Source organism: Methylobacterium isbiliense (assembly GCF_022179325.1).
GTDB classification, from domain to species: domain Bacteria; phylum Pseudomonadota; class Alphaproteobacteria; order Rhizobiales; family Beijerinckiaceae; genus Methylobacterium; species Methylobacterium isbiliense.
Window position 1 is genome coordinate 1 of record NZ_BPQQ01000040.1, and the last position, 20,763, is coordinate 20,763.

At 72.9% G+C, this 20,763-nt stretch carries 16 protein-coding genes; 3 read left to right on the forward strand and 13 right to left on the reverse strand.

Translation table 11 applies throughout. From position 1 onward, the window contains the following. Positions 1-41: 41 nt before the first annotated feature. From MFF61_RS17190 to MFF61_RS17200, 3 genes are all read right to left on the reverse strand, one after another. Positions 42-3,926, reverse strand: coding sequence for a hypothetical protein (locus MFF61_RS17190; protein WP_238236429.1), 3,885 nt, complete (start codon positions 3,924-3,926; stop codon positions 42-44). 89 nt (positions 3,927-4,015) lie between these two features. Continuing rightward, entirely contained in the window at positions 4,016-5,407 is a 1,392-nt protein-coding gene (locus tag MFF61_RS17195) for an HlyD family type I secretion periplasmic adaptor subunit (protein ID WP_238236430.1), read from the reverse strand. Between the two features lie 3 nt (positions 5,408-5,410). Then, positions 5,411-7,171, reverse strand: a complete 1,761-nt coding sequence (locus MFF61_RS17200) for a type I secretion system permease/ATPase (RefSeq protein ID WP_238236432.1) — start codon at positions 7,169-7,171, stop codon at positions 5,411-5,413. Between the two features lie 365 nt (positions 7,172-7,536). On the opposite strand from MFF61_RS17200, the gene MFF61_RS17205 reads away from it, so the two are divergent. Continuing rightward, a complete protein-coding gene (locus MFF61_RS17205) occupies positions 7,537-7,896 on the forward strand; it encodes a helix-turn-helix domain-containing protein (protein WP_238236433.1) in 360 nt (119 codons plus the stop codon). Positions 7,897-8,251: 355 nt separating this feature from the next. Next, complete coding sequence (locus MFF61_RS17210; protein ID WP_238236434.1) at positions 8,252-8,395, forward strand: hypothetical protein; 144 nt, start codon at positions 8,252-8,254, stop codon at positions 8,393-8,395. A gap of 67 nt (positions 8,396-8,462) precedes the next feature. Here the strand turns inward: MFF61_RS17210 and MFF61_RS17215 are convergent, their stop codons facing one another. The 9 genes from MFF61_RS17215 to MFF61_RS17255 form a co-directional block, all read right to left on the reverse strand. Further along, the gene (locus MFF61_RS17215; RefSeq protein ID WP_238236437.1) at positions 8,463-10,304 is read right to left on the reverse strand and encodes an alpha-amylase family glycosyl hydrolase; all 1,842 of its coding nucleotides are present in this window, start codon (positions 10,302-10,304) and stop codon (positions 8,463-8,465) included. A 120-nt stretch (positions 10,305-10,424) separates the two neighbouring features. Then, positions 10,425-11,351 carry an SRPBCC family protein gene (locus MFF61_RS17220; RefSeq protein ID WP_238236439.1) on the reverse strand — a complete coding sequence of 309 codons (927 nt, stop codon included), beginning with the start codon at positions 11,349-11,351 and terminating at the stop codon, positions 10,425-10,427. Then, the gene (locus MFF61_RS17225) at positions 11,351-12,193 is read right to left on the reverse strand and encodes a phosphoenolpyruvate hydrolase family protein (RefSeq protein ID WP_238236441.1); all 843 of its coding nucleotides are present in this window, start codon (positions 12,191-12,193) and stop codon (positions 11,351-11,353) included. The genes MFF61_RS17220 and MFF61_RS17225 overlap by 1 nt, the downstream gene beginning before the upstream one ends. Positions 12,194-12,197: 4 nt before the next feature. After that, positions 12,198-13,439, reverse strand: coding sequence for a Tm-1-like ATP-binding domain-containing protein (locus tag MFF61_RS17230; protein WP_238236443.1), 1,242 nt, complete (start codon positions 13,437-13,439; stop codon positions 12,198-12,200). A gap of 13 nt (positions 13,440-13,452) precedes the next feature. Continuing rightward, positions 13,453-14,154: an ABC transporter ATP-binding protein gene (locus tag MFF61_RS17235; protein WP_238236445.1), complete on the reverse strand. Its 702-nt coding sequence runs from the start codon at positions 14,152-14,154 to the stop codon at positions 13,453-13,455. Continuing rightward, positions 14,155-14,910: an ABC transporter ATP-binding protein gene (locus tag MFF61_RS17240; RefSeq protein ID WP_238236447.1), complete on the reverse strand. Its 756-nt coding sequence runs from the start codon at positions 14,908-14,910 to the stop codon at positions 14,155-14,157. It lies immediately after the preceding gene. Positions 14,911-15,002: 92 nt separating this feature from the next. Continuing rightward, positions 15,003-16,277, reverse strand: coding sequence for an ABC transporter substrate-binding protein (locus MFF61_RS17245; RefSeq protein WP_238236448.1), 1,275 nt, complete (start codon positions 16,275-16,277; stop codon positions 15,003-15,005). A 51-nt stretch (positions 16,278-16,328) separates the two neighbouring features. Then, on the reverse strand, positions 16,329-17,351 hold the full coding sequence (locus tag MFF61_RS17250) for a branched-chain amino acid ABC transporter permease (protein ID WP_238236449.1): 1,023 nt from the start codon (positions 17,349-17,351) through the stop codon (positions 16,329-16,331). After that, entirely contained in the window at positions 17,348-18,226 is an 879-nt protein-coding gene (locus MFF61_RS17255; RefSeq protein ID WP_238236450.1) for a branched-chain amino acid ABC transporter permease, read from the reverse strand. Before MFF61_RS17255 ends, MFF61_RS17250 begins: the two co-directional genes overlap by 4 nt. Before the next feature lie 170 nt (positions 18,227-18,396). Between MFF61_RS17255 and MFF61_RS17260 the strand changes: the two genes are divergently transcribed. Next, positions 18,397-20,076, forward strand: a complete 1,680-nt coding sequence (locus MFF61_RS17260) for a phosphoenolpyruvate hydrolase family protein (protein ID WP_238236452.1) — start codon at positions 18,397-18,399, stop codon at positions 20,074-20,076. On the opposite strand, the gene MFF61_RS17265 is transcribed toward MFF61_RS17260, so the two are convergent. After that, positions 20,066-20,593, reverse strand: a complete 528-nt coding sequence (locus MFF61_RS17265; RefSeq protein ID WP_238236453.1) for a phosphoenolpyruvate hydrolase family protein — start codon at positions 20,591-20,593, stop codon at positions 20,066-20,068. The two genes, MFF61_RS17260 and MFF61_RS17265, sit on opposite strands and share 11 nt — an antisense overlap. Between the last annotated feature and the right edge of the window lie 170 nt (positions 20,594-20,763).

The window sequence follows — 20,763 nt, forward strand, 5'->3', positions numbered from 1 at the left end:
TGCGCCGGGGGTTTTCTGCGTTCCGGACAGGCCGGAGTACGTCAGTGCCACTCCGGATGATGCGGCACGTCGTGACCATGAGCGATGCCGACGAGTCCCACCTCACCGTGCAAGTCCGTCTCCAGGGCCGCATGTCCCGGTGCCGCCGAGCCTGACGGCTTGGTGTCGGTCGCAAACACCAGCGTGCCATCCGGGCCGATCGCGGCCAGAGCGGGACTTGATGCGGCTGTGGCACCCGCGCCGTGCGAGGCCGGACCGCCTTGCGCTCCCGCGGTGGGCGACGAAGAGGACGGAGCGGCACCCGGCGTCACGGGCGAACCCGATCCGGTTGCGTCCAGCGGTGCATGCGCGACAGACGGGTGCTGCGGATCCGCCGCGGTGGCCGGACGGTGATCCTGGTTTGCCCCGGTGGCTTCCGTCCGCGACGGACCTGTCCCCACGGCGCTCGCTTGGCCGGTAGTCGTCGGCAAGGCTGCCGTCGCGCTTTGAGCACCTGGGGCGTGGCTGCCGGCGGACGCTTGCGGCACCGGAGCGGCGAGATCGGCCGTCGCACCCGGGCTCTGACTCGCAACGGTGCCGTCCTGCGACGTGCCGGCCCCATCCGCGCTGGTCTCGGTGCTCATCTGGCCCGGCGTGCTCGGCAAGGTGTCCGCCCGCGACGCGTGCGCGCCCGCGCCGGCGTGATCAGGACCGGTCGTCGTCACGGCCTCGGGCGCGCTGGCGGCGACGTGGCTCGGACCGGATGCTGGCCCGTGCGGGGAGGTCACGGCCTCCTGTACGGGCGTCTCCTGCGCCGCCGGGCGGCCGACCGCGCTGGGGCCGTCCGAACCGAGGACGTCCACCGGCTTGGCGGCATCGACCGCCGGGCTCTGACCGGGCGCTGCACCGTCCGCAGGCAGGTGGCTCGCCGCGGGCGCTGTGGCCGGGGTGCTCGTCGGCGGGCCGTGGCCGCCTGCAGCCTCGCTGTTCACCGTCGCGGCGCCGTCGGCTGCCGGGCTCGGCCCCCGAACCGGCGTGCCACTGACCGCATGGGCTTGGCTGGCCGCGGCTGCCGTACCGGCTGCATTCGTCTCGCCCGGCAGGTCCGATGGGGCATCCGCCTTCGGGCCGTGTGCGACTGTGCCGGAGTGATCCGTGCCGGTGCTGCCTTCTGCCGGTGCCGTGCCGGCGAGCCCGCCCTGGCTCGGACCGGGCGCTGGGGCGCCTGCCGCCGGGCTCGCCTCCGGTGCCTGGGCCTTGGCGCCCGCCGCATCGGGAGCTGCGGGCAGGGCGCCTGCCGCCGGGTTCTCAGAGGCCGGCCTGTGGTCGCCGGACGGCGTGCCTTGCCCCGGCGCCGAGGCGCGCGCGACCTCGCCGCTGGTCTGATCCGAGACCGCGCCGTGCACGGGCGTGGGGCCGGGTCCGGCCGCGCCGGTCTCGGTGCCCGTGTGGCTCGGCGTGCTCGCTGATGCGTTCGCCGGTGAGCCGTGTGCGCCCGAACCGGGCTGGTCCGGAGCAGCGCTCGGTGCCGTCTCGGGCGTCCCCGCGGCGACCGCTTGGCCGTCGCCAGCTGGTGGACTGGCCGCTTGTGAGGCTCCGGCCTGCGGTGCGCTGGCCTCGTGCGATGCCGCCGGGCCGGCGGTTGGACCGTGAGCGGCAGCACCGCTGCTGTCCCCCGGCGTGGCGGCTCCGCCAGCCGGGCTTGGTCCGGACGCCGCACCGTCCACCGCAGGATCCGGCGCCGGTGCCTTGGGCTCTGAACTCGCCGCCTGCGGTGGAGCGGAGGCTGCGTCCGCCCGCGCAGCCTGCGCGTTCGAGCCGGGGTGATCGCGCGTGGCCGCCTCGGGCGTGCCGGTGGCGCCGGCGTGGCCCGGGCCGGACGCGGCGGTGCTCGCCTGCGAGGCGGCCGCCTCGGATGCCTTGGTCTCGGCGGCGGCCTTGGGCGGCGCTGCCGCGGAGGTGTTTTCCGTCGGACCGTCCTTGCCCGCACCACGGCTCTCCGCCGTCGTGGAGACGCCGCCGGCCGGGTTCGGGCCGGGGCCGGACACGCCCTTGCCCGCAGCGGTGTGGTCCGCCTGGGGCTGGCTCGCCTCGGCCGGTCCGGCCCCGGTGCCGGCCGGGTCCGGCGTGCCGTTCGCCTTTGCGGCGGAGGCGTCCGAGTCGGAGCCGCGGGACCCGGCGGCCTTCTGTGTCTCGGCGGTGTCGACGGCCGGGCTCTGGCCTGGGGTGGAGGTGCTCCGGCCCGCTGCGGCGCCCGTCTGGGTGGCGTTCTCCTTGGCGGTGTTCTCCTTGATGGGGTTCCCTTGGGCGGCGTTCCCTTGGGCAGCGTTCCCTTGGGCTGGGCCGGCCCCGGCCTCGTCGCTCCGGGGGGCAACCGCGCCGGGCGTACCCGGTGCGGCCTCCGCCCTCGCGCCGCGCGCCTCCGGGCCAGGATGGTCCGATACGGCGCGGAGCACCGGCTCGGCGAGGTCGAGGGCCGGGCTCTGGCTGCGGCCGTGAGGCGACGCCGGGCCGTCCGCCGGGGGCGCACGGCCCGCATCGGCCTCAATCGGCACGGCGGGCGAGACCGCCGGTGGTGCATCGGCCCTGGCCGGACCGGGAGTCTCGATCGCCGGACCCGCGGCACGGCTTGGTTCGGGCGCCGGATCGGCCGGAGCCCGGCTCTCGGCGGGTTTGGGATCGGGTCGGGACAGCACCCTCACGGCATCGAAGCGAAGCTCCGAGGCGGCCGCGGCCGGCGGATCCGACGTGACCTGAAGCGCCGATTGCGCTGCGCTCGGCTGCACCTTCGAGCCCGCCTCCTCGGTCGGCCCCCCCGGCGTGGAGACGGCCGGCGCGGAGGCAACCGCGGGGGCGGCGGGCGGGGATGAGGGCGCCGCGCTGGTATGCTTCACCTCGGCGCTGCCGTCCGACGCGCTCGCCGTCTCCGCCGGACGGTGATCGCTCGATGGGCGTTCGGTCGCGGTGCGGGGATGCCCCGTCTCGATGCTCCTGACCTGTCGGATGCCGTCGAGCTTCAGGCCGGCGGGGTGATCGACCGTCGGCAGCTTCGGAAAGTCGGGTCCCTCGATGCCGATATCGGGCCGGCTCTGCTGGATCACGCTGCTGTGCTCCGCCCCCGAGGGCGTCGCGTCCGTGTGCGCTTGGCGCGCCAGGGCGGGGGCCGGGGACGGTGCCGATGGGGCGCCCGGATCCGGCGCGCGTCCGCCGCCGGCGGCCGGGACCGGCGGCAGTGCCATGTCGCCCTGCGCCGCCTGGTCCGCCGTGTGGCTCGCCTGCCGGGTCGCGGTCAGCTCGGGATTCGTCTTCGGATCCAGATCGTCGACCGACGCCGTCTGCGCGGCGAACAGCATCGCCGAGAAGACGATCGCCTCGATCTGCCGGCGGTGGTCGGCGTGCTCGGGGGCGTCCGCGCCCCGCTCTTCCGACGTCCGCGCAGGGGAGGGGGGCTCGACGTGACGGGAGCCGGCGGCCGGCGGCACCGCCACGGGTCCCTCCGGCTCGGCCGGGGCGATCCCGCCGGCGAAGGCCTCCTCGGGCGACAGGCTCAGGGCCGCCGCGGCGATGATGGCGGTCAGCAGGGCTGCCGGATGCACCACGAGCTTGGCGCCCGGCTCGGCCCGCGGGATGGGCAGGAGGGTCGGGTACTGGGCCGCGATCTGGTTGAGGAGGCTGCGGAAGTCGGGCCCCCGCATCGGGTGCTCCAGCGCCTCCGAGGCGACCACGTAGCTGCCGTCGATCCTGGCGAAATGCATGATCGCATCGCCGTTCGGCCGGCAGAAGACGAACCACGGATCGTCCTCGTCGCTCAGCCCCTGCTCGCAGGTGATCCGCATCCCGGCCCGGATCAGCGCGGCCTCGACCCGGTAGAACTCGGCCAGCTCCTGCTGGGACCATGCGCCCTGCGTGGTCGGAGCGGGCCGGAAGAAGGAGATGATCGCACCCATATCGCTCTCACTCCCGGGAGCCGGATGGCCACGCGGCGGCCGGGCCGCCGGGGCGGACCGGTCGCCGCGCTCTGCGTCTCGCACCCGGTCTAGCGCTCATGGAAGGCCCGTCCCATGGCGTCGAAGAAGGGGGAGACCATGTAGTCGAGGGCGGTCCGCTCGCCTGCCGAGACGACCACCTCCGCGGGAAGCCCCGCCACCAGGCGGTGCTTCACCTCGTCCGGGATCTCGTGCTCGTCGATCTCGACGACCCCGGCGAAGTAGGCCTGTTTCGTCGTGTCGTCGATCAGGCGGTCGCGCGACACCGTCCTGAGCGTGCCGAAGATCGCCGGGGTCCGGCGCGTCTGGAAGCTCGGGAACTTGACCTCGGCCGCCATCCCGGCCCGCACGGTTTCCAGCTCGTGGGGCGAGAACTGGACGCTGATCACCAGCCTGTCGCTGATCGGGACGATCTCCATCAGCGCCTCACCCGACCGGATGACCTGCCCGATCGTGTAGACCTTGAGGCCCTGCACCACCCCGCCGTGCGGGGCGCGGATCTCGTGCCGCCGCAGCACGTCCTGCGCGACGAGGAGCTTCTCGCGCACCTCGGCGATCTTCTGGCGCGTCTCCAGGAGCTGGGCGCTGACGGCTTCCTGCAGCTTCTGCTTGATCTGCGCGATCTGGATCACCGCTTCGCCGATGGCGTTCTGCGCCTTGGCCGTCTCCGCCACGGAGCGTCCGATCACGCCCTGGAGCCGCGTGCGCTCGCGCTCCATGACGAGCAGCCGCGAGAGCGGGATCAGGTTCTTCTCGCGCAGGCTGCGCAGGCCGCCGAGCTCCTCGTCGATGAAGCCCACCTGGGCCTCGACCGACGCCTTCTCGACCGCGAGCCCCACCATCTCGTTCTGCAGCTGCTTCACGCGTGCCTCGATGAGGTCGATCTGCGACCGCAGGGACTTGCGGCGCTCCGCCAGCTGGTTCGTCTGGTCCCGGATGGTGCGGGCGATCGCCGGCTCGTCGCGCCGCGCGACGATGTCCGGCGGCAGCTCCAGCTCGGTCGTCTGGTCGTGTTCGGCGCGCAGGCGCGCTTCGAGGATGAGGGCGGCGTCGAGCTGCGTCCTGAACAGGTCCGCGCTCGCGCGGGATTGCAGGGGATCGATGCGCAGGAGGACGTCGCCCTCCCGCACGGTCTGGCCGTCGCGCACCAGCACGTCGAGGACCATGCCGCCCTCGAAATGCTGGATCACCTTCCGGCTGCTCTCCACCGTGACGACGCCGGGGCTGATGACGGCGCGGTCCAGGCGGACGACGGCCGCCCAGCCGCCCATGATTCCGAAGGTCGCCAGGATGAGGGCGTAGCCCGCGACCGCGTAGCGGCGCCAGCTCGTCAGGCCCGGCGGCGGCCCGGCCCTCCGCTCGCCCCGGTCCTCTCCGGGGCGGGGCGGCCGGTCTGCCGGCCAGGAGGGGGCGGAGGATGAGGGGGCGGAGGCCGTCGTCATGGCTCAGCCCGTCGCCGCGCGCGGCCGCTCGAGGAGCCGGCGGTCGACGGTCGCGTCCGTTCCCGTCGCGGGGAGCGGGGCGGGCCTCGCGCCGGTCACCTGCGCAAGGATCTGCTCGGCCGGGCCGAAGGCCTGGATGCTGCCGCCGTTCAGCACCAGCACCTCATCGGCCTCCGCCAGGAGGGCGAGCTTGTGGGTGACGATGACGACCGTCGTGCCGGCCCGCTTCAGCTCCGCCACCGCCTGCATCAGGGCCGTCTCGCCGGCCTGATCGAGGCTCGCATTCGGCTCGTCGAGCACGACGAGGCTCGGCTGGCCGTACAAGGCCCGGGCCAGCGCGATGCGCTGGCGCTGCCCGCCGGACAGTCCGTGTCCTCCGGTCCCGATCCGGGTGTCGTAGCCGTCGGGGAGGCCCTGGATCAGGGCGTGGCAGCCGGCCAGCCGCGCCACCGCGATCACCGCGGCCTCGTCCTCGACGCCGAAGCGGGCGATGTTCTGCGCCACGGTGCCCTCGAAGAGTTCCACGTCCTGCGGCAGGTAGCCGATGTGGCGTCCGAGCGCCTGCGGGTCCCAGTGCCCGATCTCGGAACCGTCGATCCGCACCGTGCCGCTCGCGAGCGGCCAGACGCCCGTCAGCGCCCTGACGAGCGTCGACTTTCCCGCCGCGCTCGGTCCGATCACGCCCACGACGTGTCCCGCCTCCAGCCGGACGCTGAGGCCGTGCAGGATGGGCGCCGTCGTGCCGGGCGCCGCCACGACGGCGGCCTCGATCTCGACCACTCCCTGCGGGCGCGGGAGGACCATCCGGTGGGGCTCCGATCCGGCCGCCGCGACCAGGCCGGTCAGGCGGCGGTAGCTGGCCCGGGCGGCGGTGAAGCCCTTCCAGTTCGCGATCACCAGCTCGACCGGAGCGAGCGCGCGGCCGATGATGATCGAGGCGGCGATCATCGACCCCGCGGAGATCTCCCGGCGGATGGCCAGATAGGCGCCCAGGCCCAGAACCATCGTCTGCAGGAACATCCGGACGAAGCGCGTCGCCGCGACGATCACGCTGGCCCGGTCGCTGGCGCGCGCCTGCAGCAGCAGCACCTCGTCGTGGCGCGAGCGCCACCGCTCGCGCAGCGCGCCGAGCATGCCCATGGATTGCAGCACGTCGGCGTTCCGGACGGTCGCGCGGGCCTGCTGCCCGGCCACCGCGGAGGCGCGGCTGGCCGCGGTGAGCGACCGGCGCGTGGCGAGTTCGTTGAGGAGCGTCAGCCCGAGGATCACCGACCCGCCGGCGAGCGCCATCCATCCGAACCACGGATGCAGGATGAAGCAGGCGAGGAGGAAGATCGGGGTCCAGGGCGCGTCGCAGAAGGCCAGGAGGCCGCTGCCCGTCAGGAACTCGCGCAGCGTGTCCACGTCGCGCAGGGCCGTGTCCTGCCCGAGGCCGGGCCTGCGCAGGACGCTGCGATGCACGGCATCGTAGACCGGCCCCGCGATGGCGTGGTCGAACGCCACCCCGCCGCGGACCAGGATGCGCGCGCGCAGCATCTCGAGGATCGCGTAGACGGCCAGCGCGAAGGCGGCGATGAGCGTGATGCCGAGGAGGGTCGCCTCGTTCCGGCTCGCCAGCACCCTGTCGTAGATCTGCAACATGTACAGGGGGCCAACAAAAAGCAGTATGTTGATGAAAAAGCTGAACACGAAGGCCGTTACGAGCATGGGGCGCATCGACCGTATGCCATTTTTCAATGCGGACGATGCCTCGTTGTGGGCCATGCCAATGTCCCGCCGGAATATTGTCGCTTGGCAATAATAGCCGATGCCACAGGGCCGTCACAATGCCCGTGGATTTGTTCTCCATCAAGCCGGGTATCGCGCGATCGGCTCTCGACCGCCCTGCAGGAGCGATAGCGTGCGCCGCGCAGGGTGCGCCGGGGTGGTCCCCTCAGGATGATCCGCTTTGGCTTCAGGCAAGTCCGTCCATGATCATGCGTACCGGCTCCTCTGCGGGCATCGCTCCGTCGGGGCGCGCCGTTGCGCCGAACGTTTGTTGTAGACTCGACCGGGCCTGGCGGCCTATGTGTATATCACTGTACGGGTCGACACGACGCCATCCACGCCCGCGAGAAGGCTCCCTCCCCGTGTATGCTCATCACCAGCGCTTGGATTCGGAAGAAGTTCAGGAACTGCGCCGGGAAGGCGGGCGCTACCTGAAGGAGTTGCGCGAGGCGCGCGGCCTCTCGCAGCGGCAGCTCGCGGCCCTGGTCGGGACCGAGTACTACACGTTCATCTCGCAGCTGGAGACCGGGCGCGGCCGTATTCCGCCCGACCGGTACCGCGCCTGGGCCGAGGCGCTGGACATCGACGTCCGGCAGTTCGTCCAGACCCTGATGCGGTTCTACGACCCGTTGACCTACGACATTCTGTTCGGCCCCGAGAGGGGCAGCGCCGCCCGGAGCGGTGGCCCCGGCCCGCGCGGGACGACCGTGCAGGCCGGCTGATCGCGCCTCGCCGGCGCGGATGGCCCGGTGCGGTCGATCGGGTCGGAGGGGCCGGGCACGGCCTCGGAGGACGGCAGGGGAGAGGGGCCATGCCCGCGGGAGGTCGGCAGGATCCGCACCCGGCGACGCCGAAGGCCGACCCCGTCGAAACACGGATGGTGTGTCGTGGCGGCTTGATGGCGATCGGGCTGCGGGTATACAGTGAAAAGATAACATGATTTTGCTGTATGGTCGGCGGGATCGGGGCGGGCGCGAGGGCAGCGACGACGAGGCTCGGTCGGAGGGATGGTTCACGGGCCGACCGGGAGCGAGGTGACAATCGAGAGCGTGCGCAGAGCGAGAGGAGCCGGACGCCATGTCTCACGCCGCCAAGATGATCATGCTGGACGAACACCCGCCTCACGGTCACGCGACCGCGGACGTCCGCACTCACGTGCGCAAGCTGATCCTGGACCTCGTCCGCAAGGGCGCGAGCGGCACCGGCTGCGGGAAGCCCTGATCCGACCGCCCCTGCGTGCGGCGGCGGGCGGGAGAGGGACCGGGATGCCGGAGCGGCCGGGGGTGCCTCATGCGCGCTGCGTCAGTACGAGGCAGGTGTAGGGGCCGAAGCCGATCGTGCCGCTGAAGCCGAGTCCGTCCCGGGGCTCCGCCTCGGCCGTCGTGGGGTGGCCGGGATGATCGCCGAAATCGGGTGAGTAGCCGGACCCGTCGCTGTTGAGGACGACCTGCCAGCCGCCGCCGCGCGGCAGCCCGATCCGGTAGGCATCCCAGGCCCGGTTGGCGCAGTTGAGCACCACCACCACGTCGTCCCCCGGCCCGCCGCGATCCCAGCGGTGGAAGGCCAGGACCTTGTCCCGGTCGTTCAGGTGAAAGACGTTCACGCCCTGGCCGGTCAGGCCGCGGCTGCGGTCGTTCCAGTTGCGGCGCAGCCGGATCAGGTCACGGTACAGGGCCAGGATACCGGCGAAGCGCCGGGTCTTGCTCCAGTCGAGCGGGTCGACGTCCCGGAACCACTCGTCCTCCAAGAATTCCTGGCCCTGGAACAGCATCGGGATCCCCGGCGCCGTGAGGACGAGCGCCGCACCGAGCGTGGAGCGCTTGCGCGCGAACCAGCCGCCGGGATCGTCGGGCGCGATCTCGCTCGGCAGGCGCGCCTTCCCGTTCGCCACCTCGTCGTGCGATTCGGTGTAGAGCACGCGCGTGAGCGCGGTCCCGCCGTAGCGGCCGAGGATCGCGTCGCGCAGAGCCGCCATGCTGCGATCCTCGTCGCGCGCCGCGATCAGCGTCCGGCGCACCGGGTGCACGAAGTTGGCGGCCCATTGCGCATCGAACGCCGCCCCGCCGTCCTCCGCCGCGACGGTGAGCCAGGGATTGTCCTGCAGATCCTCCGCGATGCTGATCTTCCAGGGATAGCGCGCGTCGATCTCCCGGTTGATCCACTGCATCAGGCTCCAGCCGTCGGGCAGGGTCTGGCCGGGATCGGCTTCGTTCCCGTCGACGGTGCGGATGTAGAGCGTCATGTCCCAGCGCAGGCCGTCCGCGTGAAGCTCCTCCAGCCAGTAGAGCGCGCTGTCGCGCAGGTACTGGCGCACCTCGCCGCGCCCGTAATCCGGCCGCCCGCTCTCCGTCCAGGGCGTGCGGGAGCGCCAGTCGTTGTAGAAGTAGATGCCGCCCTTGCCGGGCTCGTGCCAGCCGTCGAACTGCCACAGGATGAGGTCGTCCGGCCCGAGATGGTTGTAGACGACGTCGATGATGACGGCGAGGCCGAGCGCGTGGGCCGCCTTCACGAACGCCTTGATCGCGTCGTAGCCGCCGTACCGGCTCTCGATCGCGAAGGCGGAGGCCGGGTTGTAGCCCCACGAGAAGTCGCCCGGGAATTCCTGCAGGGGCATGATCTGCACGGCGTTCGCGCCGAGATCCGCCACATGCGCGAGCCGCCCGATCGCCGCCGTAAGGTCCCCGGGCGCGCCGCCCGGCACGTCGTTGAAGGTGCCGACATGCATCTCGTAGATGACGAGTTCGTGCCACGGCGGCGCCCGGAAGCGTTCGTCCTCTCCCCACGCGAAGGCGTGCGGATCGACGATCACCGAGGGGCCGTTCGAGTGATCGAGCTGGCGCGCGTAGGGGTCGCGCCGGCTGAAGCGCTGGCCCGCGTGATCGATGACATAGCAGTAGCGCGCGCCCGGACCCGCGCCCGCGACCTCGGCGGACCAGTAGCCCTGCCCCTCGGGCGCCAGCGGATCCTGCGTTTCCGACCAGCCGTTGAAGTCGCCCGCGACCGCGACCCGGGTCGCGTGGGGCGCCCAGACCCGGAACGCCGTGCCGCCCGGACCCGGGACGGCGCCCATGCCGGGCCGGCGCGCGGGGCGCGGCCGGTCCGCCTCGACGGGCCGGATCTCCGAATCCATGGCCGCCTCCTCGCAACCCGGGCGTGCCCGCGCGCCATGCGCGGGACCCGGCCCGGACTACCCTACGGTTCGGCGAGAAGAATGCGGGAAAACGCGCAGAATCCAAGCACGGGCGCGTCCTCAGGCCGCGCGCGTCTTCAGCCGCGCCGCCACCGTGTCGAACGCCTTCTGGTAGACGCCGTCGTGCACCTGGGGGATCAGCACGAGGTCGTCGGCCGGCGAGGCGGTCCAGTCGCCGAACCACGTTCCGAAGGTGCGGTTCGTGTCCGTCACCGGCCACAGGCGCGGTCCCGAGACGTAGTGCAGCCAGGGCATCGGGCTCTTGGTGATGCGGTAGGTGTAGGAGCGGCTGCGGTCGCAGAGCTGGATCAGCTCCTCGTTCAGGTGCCCCTCACCGAACAGGAAGTCGCGCACCCCCGAGACCTTGTCCGCCCGCACGCCGCCGAGCATGTGCATGCGCGAGATCTCGTCGTGCCAGCCGGCCATGCCGGCGAAGTCGCGCATCATCGCCCAGACCGCGTCGACCGGCGCGTCGATCACCGAGGAGCAGAACACCTTGTGCGGCGGCAGGCCCTGCCAGCGCACGGCGCCCGCGGGCGGCGCGGGAGTCTCGGCCGCGATCCGCGCCTTCAGGGCGTCCCAGCCGGCCTTGAAGACGTTCGTGGCGATGATCTCGCCGTATCGGCCTTCGTCGCCGGGGCGCTCGTCGAAGGTCGCCTCCCACTCGGCGAAGGTGGCGTTGCCGTTCGTGACCGGGATCAGCGCGACCCGGGCGAGGTAGTTGTCGACCGGGAAGGCCGGCGTCTCGAAATTGTAGCTGAAGCCATAGCGGTGGTCGTCGAGCGAGAGCAGGCGCTCACGCACGAGCGTGCCGTCCCGGAGGTGGAAGGCGCGCACGCAGCCGACGACGTCGGCGTCGAGCCCGTCCTCGATCGTGCTGTCGGCGACGGCGGGCACCCAGGACGGCAGCCCGTTGAAGTCGCGGATCAGCGACCAGACGGTCTCGACGGGGGCCTCAATGATCGTGGAGGCGTAGGCGCGGGCCATCAGGCGGTCTCCGGGAAGGCGATGGACTTGAAGGCGCGGGTCTGGCCGGTGAGGGCCGTCTCGGTCGGCAGGCGCTCCATCGAGGAGGCGCCGTAGAAGCCGTGGCAGAGGCTGGTGTTGGCGAGCACGTAGGCGGCGTCCTCGGGCGTGGCGATCGGCCCGCCGTGGCAGAGCACGATCACGTCGTCGCGCACGCGCCGCGCGGCCTGCGCCCATTCCTCGATCAGGGCGGGGCAGTCTTCGAGCTTCAGGGCCGTCTCGGCGCCGATCGCCCCGCCGGTGGTCAGGCCCATATGCGGGACGATGATGTCGGCGCCGGCGCGCGCCATCTCGGCCGCCTCGTCGGCGGAGAAGACGTACGGGGTGGTGAGCAGGTCCTTGGCATGGGCGAGCCGGATCATGTCGATCTCGAGCGAGAACCCCATCCCGGTCTCCTCCAGGTTCGCCCGGAAGGTGCCGTCGATGAGCCCCACCGTCGGGAAGTTCTGCACGCCCGAGAAGCCGAGCGCGATCAGTTCGTCGAGGTGGTGGTCCATGATCACGAACGGGTCGGTGCCGTTGACCCCGGCGATGACGGGCGTGTGCCGCACCACCGGGAGCACCTCGCGGGCCATCTCCTTCACGATCTCGTTCGCGTTGCCGTAGGCGAGCAGCCCGGCGAGCGAGCCGCGCCCGGCCATGCGGTAGCGGCCGGAATTGTAGATCACGATGAGGTCGATGCCGCCGGCCTCCTCGCACTTGGCCGAGAGGCCGGTGCCGGCGCCGCCCCCGATGATGGGCCGGCGCCGGGCGATCATGTCGTGGAACGTCGCCAGCAGGTCGCGGCGGGCGTGGCGGGGCATGGGCTCAGGTCCTCTCCTGCGCGGCCTCGCGGAAGGCGGCGACGAGCGCCTGCGCGAAGGCCGGGTCGTTGATGGCGGCGTCGACCGCGACGAGCCGCCGGTTCGGGGCCTCCCGGAAGCCGGCGCGGATCGTCTCGAACAGGGCGGCATCGGCATCCGGGTCGTGGAACGGCAGGCCGGGCACGTCGATCGCCGAGACGCCGCCGAGGGGCAGCAGGAAGCGCACCGGCCCCTCCATGCGGTTGAGCCGCTCGACGATGAAGGCGCCGATCCGCCGGTTCTCGTCCGGCGTGGTGCGCATCAGGGTCACCTGCGCGTTGTGGACGTAGAGGTTCCGGTCGCGGTACCGGGCCGGGACCGTCTCCCGGGCGCCGAAATTCACCATGTCGACCGCGCCCACCGAGCCGACATAGGGCAGCCGGGTGCGGATCGCGGCGCCGAAGCGGTCCGCCGTGCAGGGGAAGACGCCGCCGAACAGGTGGTCGGGCACCTCCGTGGTGGTGATGTCGAGGAAGCCCGCGAGCAGGCCGGAATCGGCGAGCTTCTCCATCGACTGGCCGCCGGTGCCGGTGGCGTGGAAGACGTAGGGCTCGTACTCGGCTTCGAGCATTTGACGCACCTGCGTCACGCAGGCCGTGGTGACGCCGAACATGGTGAGGCCGAGGCCGGGCTTGTCGGCGTGCGCCTCCGGGGGCGTGCGCAGCGCCATGCCGGCCACCGCATGCGCGGCGTTGCCGATCACCCGGCGCGAGATCGCGTTGAGGCCCGCGACGTCCACCACCGAGTACATCATGGCGATGTCGTTGGGGCCGACATAGTCGGCGGTGTTGCCCGAGGCCACCGTCGAGACCATCAGCTTGGGCACGCCAATCGGCAGCGCGCGCATCGCCCGCGTGACGAGCGCGGTGTTGCCCGAGCCGCCGAGGCCGAGCACCGCGCCGATGTCGGTACGCCCGGCGAGGAAACGCGTCAGGGCCTCCGCCATCGCCGAGACGGCCGCCCCCCGGTCGTCGCGTCCGAGCACGGCGCCCGCGCCCTCGGGATGGTGGCGCGCCACCTCCCCGGCCGGCACGTCCGCACCGGCCGATGCGCCGCGCGTGCCGACATCGACGAGCAAAGCCGGGACGCCGGCCGCCCGCACGAGGTCGCGGGCGTAGACGAGTTCGGCCTCCTTGGTGTCGCAGGTGCCGATGACGTAGACGTGGCCCGCTCCGTGATTCGCTCCGTGGTTCGCTCCTTGGCCCATCCGCTCCCTCCCCTCAGTGGCTCCCGGCCGCGACGCCGAGGTAGCGCCGCTGCAGGGCCTCGTCGGCGACGAGGTCCGCCGCCGGCATCGTCGCGGCGATCCGGCCCGTGACCATCACGGCGACCGTGCCGCAGACCGCCGCGGCCATGCGCAGGTTCTGCTCGACGAGGAGCAGGCCGGTGCCCTCGGCCGCGAGCCCGCGCAGCACCTCCGCGAGGTGGTCCACGATCACCGGCGCCAGCCCCTCGGAGGGCTCGTCCATGATCACGAGCCTGGGATTCATCAGGAGCGCGCGGGCGATGGCGAGCATCTGCTGCTCGCCGCCCGAGAGCTGCGTGCCGCCGTTGCGCCGCCGCTCGGCGAGGCGCGGGAAGGTCGCGTAGGCCCGCTCGATCGTCCAGCGGGCGCGCGGCCCCTGCGCCACGAGCCGCAGGTGTTCGTCCACCGTGAGCGACGGGAAGGTCCGCCGGCCTTGCGGCACCAGGGCGAGGCCCGCCCGGGCGACCCGGTTCGGCGGCCGGCCGGCGAGGCCCTCGCCGTCGAGGCTGATCTCGCCCTCCCCCGGCACCATGCCCATGATGGTCTGGCAGAGCGTCGTCTTGCCCATGCCGTTGCGCCCGACGATGGCGAGGGGCTCGGGCCCCACCGCGAGGTCGACGCCCTGGAGGATGTGCGCTTGGCCGAAGCGCACGTGCAGGCCGCGCACCACGAGCATTCAGTGGCCTCCGCCGAGGTAGATCGCCTGCACGACGGGGTCGGAGCCGATCCGGTCGGGCGGCGCCTCGACCGCGATGGCCCCGTCCTTCATCACCGTCACCACGTCGGAGGCGGGCAGCGCCACGTCCATGTCGTGCTCGACGAGGACCAGGGTGAGGCTGCGCGGCAGGCCCTTGAGCAGCGCCAGCAGCTCCGGCCGGTCGCCGGGCGACAGGCCCGCCGCGGGCTCGTCCAGCATCAGCACCTTGGGGTCGCAGGCGAGCGCCATCCCGACCTCCAGCTGCCGCCGCTGCCCGTGCGAGAGGTCTGCGACCGGCCGCTCCGCCACGTGGGCGAGGCGCATCCGCTCGGCCAGCGCCCGCGCGCGGGCGAGGTCCGGGTCGCCGCGGCCGGGCCTGCGGACGGAGAAGCGGCCGGGTCGACCGCCGCGCACCGCGAGGTAGAGGTTGTCGAGGACGCTGAGACCGTTGAACAGCAGCGAGGTCTGGTAGGTCCGCCCGATGCCGAGCCGCGTGCGGCGGTGCGGCGGCAGGTGCGTGATGTCGGCGCCGAAGAAGGCGATGCGCCCCTCGGTCGGCGGGATGTCGCCGCAGACGAGGTTGAACAGCGTGGTCTTGCCGGCGCCGTTGGGGCCGAGCACCGCCCGGCGCTCGCCGGCCGCCACCGTGAGCGTGACGTCCCGCACCGCGTGCAGCGCGCCGAAGCGGCGGCCGATCCCGGTGAGGTGGAGGGCGGGGGCTGGGTCGGGGGGCATCGCTCGCGAGGCTTCCACGTGAGGCAGGGGGGAGAACCCCTCTCCCGAGGGGGAGAGGGGATCCCGCGCTCATCCTGGACGGTCGGCGCCGCTCACCCCGCCACGATGCAGCCGGTGTTGTTGCGCGAGGGCGCGCCCAGGGCCAGGAACTGCGCCTCCGGCACGCCGAGGGTCTGGTTGATCTGGGCCGCGCGCGCGAAGGCCACCGTGACGGGCTTGCCCTCCCGCTCCTCGATCTTGGTGAGGAAGATGTCGGAGACGGCCTGGCGGTTGTGGTCGAGGGAGACCTCGGCCCCCATCGGGTTCTTGAACCGCCGCTTGGCCAGCGCCGCCTGGAAGGCCTGCTGGTCGCCCGAGAGGTCGCCGCGCACCTCCTCCAGCGCGCCGAGGATGCCCTGGAGGTTGGTGGTGTAGTTCACCCCGTGGATCGACGGGGACTGGAAGCCGCCCTCGTTCGCCCAGCGCTTGCGGTAGCGGGCGACGAACTCGTTCCAGTTCGGGTCGTCGTTGACATCCGCGATCGGCCCGCCGCTCACCATGCCGGTCATCAGCTTCCGGTGCGGGCCGCGGGCCGACATCATGGTCTGGTCGGCCATGATCGAGCCGCCGATGATCGGCAGGGAGCCGCCGGCCTGCGCGTACTGCGTCATGAAGGCGAGGCCGTCGGTGCCACCGTGGACCACCACGAGGGCGCCGGCGCTCTTGGGGATCTGGGCGATCTGCGAGGCGTAGTCGGTGGTGCCGAGCGGCGACCAGAGGTAGGTCGCCTTGCCGCCCGCGCGGCAATATTCGAGGCTAAAGCCAAAAACCTGCGCGTACGGAAAGGCGTAGTCGCCCGCCACCACGCAGACCTCCGGGATGTTGAGGGTCTTGCGCACGTAGTTGCCGACGCCGGCCATCCACTGCGTGCCGTCGGTGGAGAAGCGGAAGAAGTTCTTCGAGGGGTTGCGCAGGGTGGTGTCGGCGGCGGCCGAGGAGCCGTTGACGATGGTCTTGCCGGTGAGCGTCGCCGAATAATCCTTGAGCGCGATACCCTCCGCCCCCGAGAGCGGCCCGAGCACGATGTCGACCCCGTCCTGCTCGACGAGCTTGCGGGCGCGGGCGAGCGCCACGTCGGCCCGCGCGTTCGAACTCTCGCGGATGAACTCGATGCGCCGGCCCCCGGCCGTGTGGTTGATGCGCTCCAGCTCCATCTGGACGCAGCGGTAGGCGTCCTGGCCGCCGGTGGCGAAGGGGCCTTCCAGGGTGGTGAGTCCGCCGAGCTTGATCGGCGCGTTCTGGGCGATGGCCGGGGCCGGGAAGGTGCCCGCGAGCGTGAGGGAGCCGGCTCCCGCGAGGGCCTGACGGCGGGTGAGCGTGGGGGTCATGGTCGTCTCCTCCTGTCGTTCTTGTGGGGTCCGGCGTCGGGCCGCCGGGGTTCAGCCGGTCTCGGCGGGTCTCGGGGCGGGCTGCTCCCCGGCGCGGGATGGCCGACGCAGGCCGCCGAGGCGGCGCGCGAGGCCGACGATCCCGTCCGGGGACGCCAGCACGATGCCGAGGAAGACGAGGCCGATCAGGGTGTTGAAGCGGTCGCGGTCGTACAGGGAGGCCGCGAAGGTGTCGAAGACCGCGAAGATCAGCGAGCCCACGAAGGCGCCCGCCGGGTGGCCGAGGCCGCCGATCACGCTGATGATCAGGATGTTGACGCTGGCGCCGAGCCCGATCGAGCCGGGCGAGATGCCGATGTTGTAGATCGTCGTCAGCACCCCGCCGCAGCCCGCGATGAAGCCCGCGACCCCGAAGGCGGCGATGCGGTGGAGGGAGACGTCGTAGCCGAGCGCCGCCACCCGGCGGGGATTGTCGCGGATGCCCTGCAGCACCAGCCCGAACGGGGTGCGCACGAGATAGAGCACGCCCGCGTAGAGGGCGGCGGCGGCCGCGAGCGCGACGTAGTAGAACAGGTGCGGATCGCGGAACGGCACGCCGAACAGCACCGGCCCCACCACGTTGCGGATGCCCTCGTAGCCGTTGAACCAGTCGATGTTCGATTCCGCGAAGCGCGCCACGCCCATCGCCAGCGCCAGCGTGATCATCAGGAGGTAGATGTCGCGGGTGCGCACCGCGATCGCCCCGACGAGGAGTCCGGCGAGCGTCGCGGCGAGCAGGGCGGCCGGCACCGCCGCCGCGTAGGGCAGGCCGCCGACGATCCCCGGCACCGCCCCCTCGACCAGGATGGCGAGCGCGTAGCCGGCGATGCCCGCGAGCGTCATCTGCGCCAGCGAGACGAAGCCGCCGTAGGTGGCCAGGAAGGTGAGCGAGAGCGCCACGATGCCGTACACCAGCGCGCGGCCCAGGATGTTGGCGGTCCAGAACTGCGCCTGGTTCGGCGGCAGGACCAGCCCGAGCAGGGCCGGCGCCAGCACGAGGAGCGCGAGGGCCAGGAGGGAGAGGCGGGCGCTCACGCGGAGCGCCCCAGCAGGCCCTGCGGGCGCACGGCGAGCACCGCCACCATCAGCGCGAAGGTCAGGATCACCGCATAGGTCGGAAACAGCGCCTGCCCGACCTGCTCGGCGAGACCCACCAGCACGGCGCCGACCGCGGTGCCCGGGACCGAACCCATGCCGCCCACGATCACCACGACGAGGGAGGTGAGGAGGAAGCGCCCGTCCACCCCCTGCGCGAGCGGCTGGGCGGTCGCGCCGATCACCCCGCCGAGCCCCGCGAGCGCGGCCCCGAGCCCGAAGACGGCGAGCGACACCAGCGGCACGTTCACGCCGCAGGCGGCGAGCATCGCCCGGTCGTCGACGCCCGCCCGCACCATCAGCCCGAGCTTGGTGCGCGCGAGCAGCCACCACAGCCCGATCCCCACCCCGAGCGCCACCGCGATCTGGACCAGCCGGAAGGTCGGGTAGCGGCCGACCAGGGGCAGCGGCGTGGTGCCGAACAGCGCGTCGGGGGCGAAGAACTGCCGGGGCGTGCCGCCGAACTGCGCGAGCAGCTGGTCGGCCACCACGATCGAGACGCCGATGGTGACCAGGGCTTGGCGCAGCTCCTGGCCCTGCATCCAGCCGAGCAGCACGCCCTGCAGGGCGATGCCGGCGAGGCCGGCCGCCGCCATGCCCACCGGCACCGCGAGGTACCACGCGTACCACGCGTCGCGGTCGTAGAGCGGCTCGAACACCGCGTAGGCCACGTAGGCGCCGACGAGGTAGAGGGCGCCGTGGGCCATGTTCACGGTGCGCATCAGGCCGAAGATCAGCGAGAACCCCGACGCCACCACGAAGTAGAGCGCCGCGAGCGTCAGCCCGTTCAGCAGCACGGTGGCGGCGAGCGCCATCGATGATCCCTCCCCCTGCGCGGCCTGTCCGTCCGCGCGCCGGTCCGCGATCCCGGCCGGTCTGCGGGCGGAGAATTCCTTGGGCGGGGCCGGGCGGTCCAGTGCGGGAGCGCGGGCTTGCGGGTAAGAATGGGTAACCGCAGAACGAGGGGAGGGGCGAGGGACAGGCCATGAGGCAGCCGATCTTCCGCGACCGCCCCGCCAACGACCTCCTGGTCGGGGCGGCGATCGGGCTCGGCATGACCGCGCGGGCGGTGGTGCAGGGCGGGGCCGACTTCCTGCTCGCGCTCAATGCCGGGCGCCTGCGGGTGATGGGCGCGGCCTCGATCGCCGCGCTCTTCCCGCTGCGCGAGGCCAACGGCTTCACGGATGCCTTCGCGCGCAGCGAGATCCTCGACCGGGTGCCGGTGCCGGTCTTCTTCGGCGCCTCGGTGTTCGACCCGCGGCTCGACGTGCCGGCGCTCGTCGCCCGGCTCGCCCGCACGGGCTATGCGGGCCTCGCCAACTTCCCCACCGCGATCCACTTCGAGGGCCGGTTCCGCGCCGCCCTGGAGGCGGCCGGCATCGGCTTCTCGCGCGAGGTCGCGCTGCTGCGCAGCGCCCGCGCGGCGGGGCTGTCGACCTTCGGCTACGCCAAGACCCGCGAGGAGATCGAGGCGCTGCTCGCCGCCGAGGTCGACATCCTGTGCCTCAACTTCGGCTGGAACGCGGGCGGCTCGCTCGGCATCGCGGGCGTGGCCCTCGACGAGGCGGCGGACCGGGCGCGGCGGGTGTTCCAGTGGGTGCGCCAAGCCCGGCCCGGGACGCTCTGCATGGTGGAGGGCGGGCCCATCGTCGATTCCGCCGACATGATCCGGGTCTGCGACGAGGCCAAGGCGGACGGCTACGTCGGCGGCTCCACCCTCGACCGGCTGCCGCTGGAGATGTCGGTGATGCAGACGACCTCCGCGTTCAAGACCGCGAGCCTGCTGCGGCCGCTGCGCGACGAGGCGCAGCGCGAGCACGTCCGCATCACGGCGCTCGCGGGCCTCGTCGGGCAGTCGGAGGCGATCGCCCGCATGGTCGAGCGGATCGCCCGGCTGGTCGCCACGGACCTCGCCGTGCTGGTCTGCGGCGAGCCGGGCTCCGGCCGCACCACGGTCGCGCGCGCCGTCCACGTGGCGAGCCGGCGCACCGGGCCGTTCCTCGTCCTCGACGCGGCCGATCCGGAGATCGAGGCGACGCTGTTCGGGGGCACGGGCGCGCTCGCCGCGCCGGACGCGACCGTGGTGGTGGAGGGCATCGCGGCGCTCGCCCCCGCCCTGCAGGAGCGTCTCGCGCGGGTGCTGGAGCAGGCGGTGGTCGGGCGCTTCGGGCGCGGCGAGCGGCGGGGCGGGCGCCTCGTCGTGACGGCGGGCGACCCGGCCGACCTCGCGCCCGCGCTGCTGGGGCGGGTCGAGGCCGGGCGGGTGGACGTGCCGCCGCTGCGCGACCGGCCGGAGGACATCCCGCTCCTCGCCCGCGCGATGCTGCGGAGCGTCGCGCGCGAGAAGCGGCCGGCCGTGGTGATCGAGCCCGCCGCCTACCGGCTGCTGATGACCCGGGACTGGCCGGGCAACCTCCGCGAGCTGCGCTCGCTGCTGGCCCGCGCGGCGAGCGAGAGCCCGGACGGCACGATCCGCAGCGACCTCGTGGCCCGGCTCTGCCGCGGCCCGGCCGCGGCCCGGCCCGAGCCGGTGACGGACGAGCGCGCCTGGATCGTCGACGCGCTGCGCCGCAACCGCTTCCGCCGGGCCGAGACCGCGGCCTTCCTCGGCCTCTCGCGAAAAACCCTCTACAACAAGATGCGCCGCTACGGCCTCAGCGGGTGAAGGGGGGGAAATCGCGCCGGCCCGCGCCGGGCGGCGGCACCGCGCGGATCTCCGTCATGCCGGCGGCCGCGAGCCGCGCCGCGAAGGCGGGCGAGGCGGCGCAGCCGACCGCGACGAGGCCGGCCTGCCGCAGCCGCAGGAGCGTCGCCAGCTCCTCCTCGGGCCCGTACCCCACCGCCGCGATGGCCCGGCCGGTCTCCCCGTCGATCACCTGCACGCTCGGATAGTTCGCCACCCGGCGCACGCCCGCCGCCAGCAGGGCCTCGGCCATGTCCGCCACGCGCAGGAACGGATCGGCGCAGAACACCGCCGCGACGGGCGCCTCCCCGGGCGGAAAGCGCCCCTGCCGCGCCAGCGCCGCCAGGAGCGCGCCGTTGACGTCCGCCACCGGCAGCAGCGCCAGGAGATCGAGCAGCGCCTCCGGCGCCCCCGCGAGGGCGGGCAGGAACAGCGTGCGGGCGCGCTCCGCCGTGTCAAGCCCGTCGAGGGTAGCGCGCAGGATGAGGGGGGCGGTCATGGGCGGGGGCGTCTCCGGTGGTCCCGATCCGATGCTTGGCACCTGCCACGAGGAGCTGCTTGCGGCCCTCAACAGGCATTGGCGTGCGCCGTTCCGAGCCGCAGCGTCCCGTTGCGGTTCGAGGGGTGTATGTTCAAACTGCGGTGGCCAATGTCGCCCGGAGCCTGTGC

What these genes read in the sequence shown, in the direction of transcription:
- MFF61_RS17190 (WP_238236429.1), bottom strand. Translation starts at nt 3,926, where the DNA reads ATGGGTGCGATCATCTCCTTCTTCCGGCCCGCTCCGACCACGCAGGGC.
- MFF61_RS17195 (WP_238236430.1), bottom strand. Translation starts at nt 5,407, where the DNA reads ATGACGACGGCCTCCGCCCCCTCATCCTCCGCCCCCTCCTGGCCGGCA.
- MFF61_RS17200 (WP_238236432.1), bottom strand. Translation starts at nt 7,171, where the DNA reads ATGGCCCACAACGAGGCATCGTCCGCATTGAAAAATGGCATACGGTCG.
- MFF61_RS17210 (WP_238236434.1), top strand. Translation starts at nt 8,252, where the DNA reads ATGTCTCACGCCGCCAAGATGATCATGCTGGACGAACACCCGCCTCAC.
- MFF61_RS17215 (WP_238236437.1), bottom strand. Translation starts at nt 10,304, where the DNA reads ATGGATTCGGAGATCCGGCCCGTCGAGGCGGACCGGCCGCGCCCCGCG.
- MFF61_RS17220 (WP_238236439.1), bottom strand. Translation starts at nt 11,351, where the DNA reads ATGGCCCGCGCCTACGCCTCCACGATCATTGAGGCCCCCGTCGAGACC.
- MFF61_RS17225 (WP_238236441.1), bottom strand. Translation starts at nt 12,193, where the DNA reads ATGCCCCGCCACGCCCGCCGCGACCTGCTGGCGACGTTCCACGACATG.
- MFF61_RS17230 (WP_238236443.1), bottom strand. Translation starts at nt 13,439, where the DNA reads ATGGGCCAAGGAGCGAACCACGGAGCGAATCACGGAGCGGGCCACGTC.
- MFF61_RS17235 (WP_238236445.1), bottom strand. Translation starts at nt 14,154, where the DNA reads ATGCTCGTGGTGCGCGGCCTGCACGTGCGCTTCGGCCAAGCGCACATC.
- MFF61_RS17240 (WP_238236447.1), bottom strand. Translation starts at nt 14,910, where the DNA reads ATGCCCCCCGACCCAGCCCCCGCCCTCCACCTCACCGGGATCGGCCGC.
- MFF61_RS17245 (WP_238236448.1), bottom strand. Translation starts at nt 16,277, where the DNA reads ATGACCCCCACGCTCACCCGCCGTCAGGCCCTCGCGGGAGCCGGCTCC.
- MFF61_RS17255 (WP_238236450.1), bottom strand. Translation starts at nt 18,226, where the DNA reads ATGGCGCTCGCCGCCACCGTGCTGCTGAACGGGCTGACGCTCGCGGCG.
- MFF61_RS17260 (WP_238236452.1), top strand. Translation starts at nt 18,397, where the DNA reads ATGAGGCAGCCGATCTTCCGCGACCGCCCCGCCAACGACCTCCTGGTC.
- MFF61_RS17265 (WP_238236453.1), bottom strand. Translation starts at nt 20,593, where the DNA reads ATGACCGCCCCCCTCATCCTGCGCGCTACCCTCGACGGGCTTGACACG.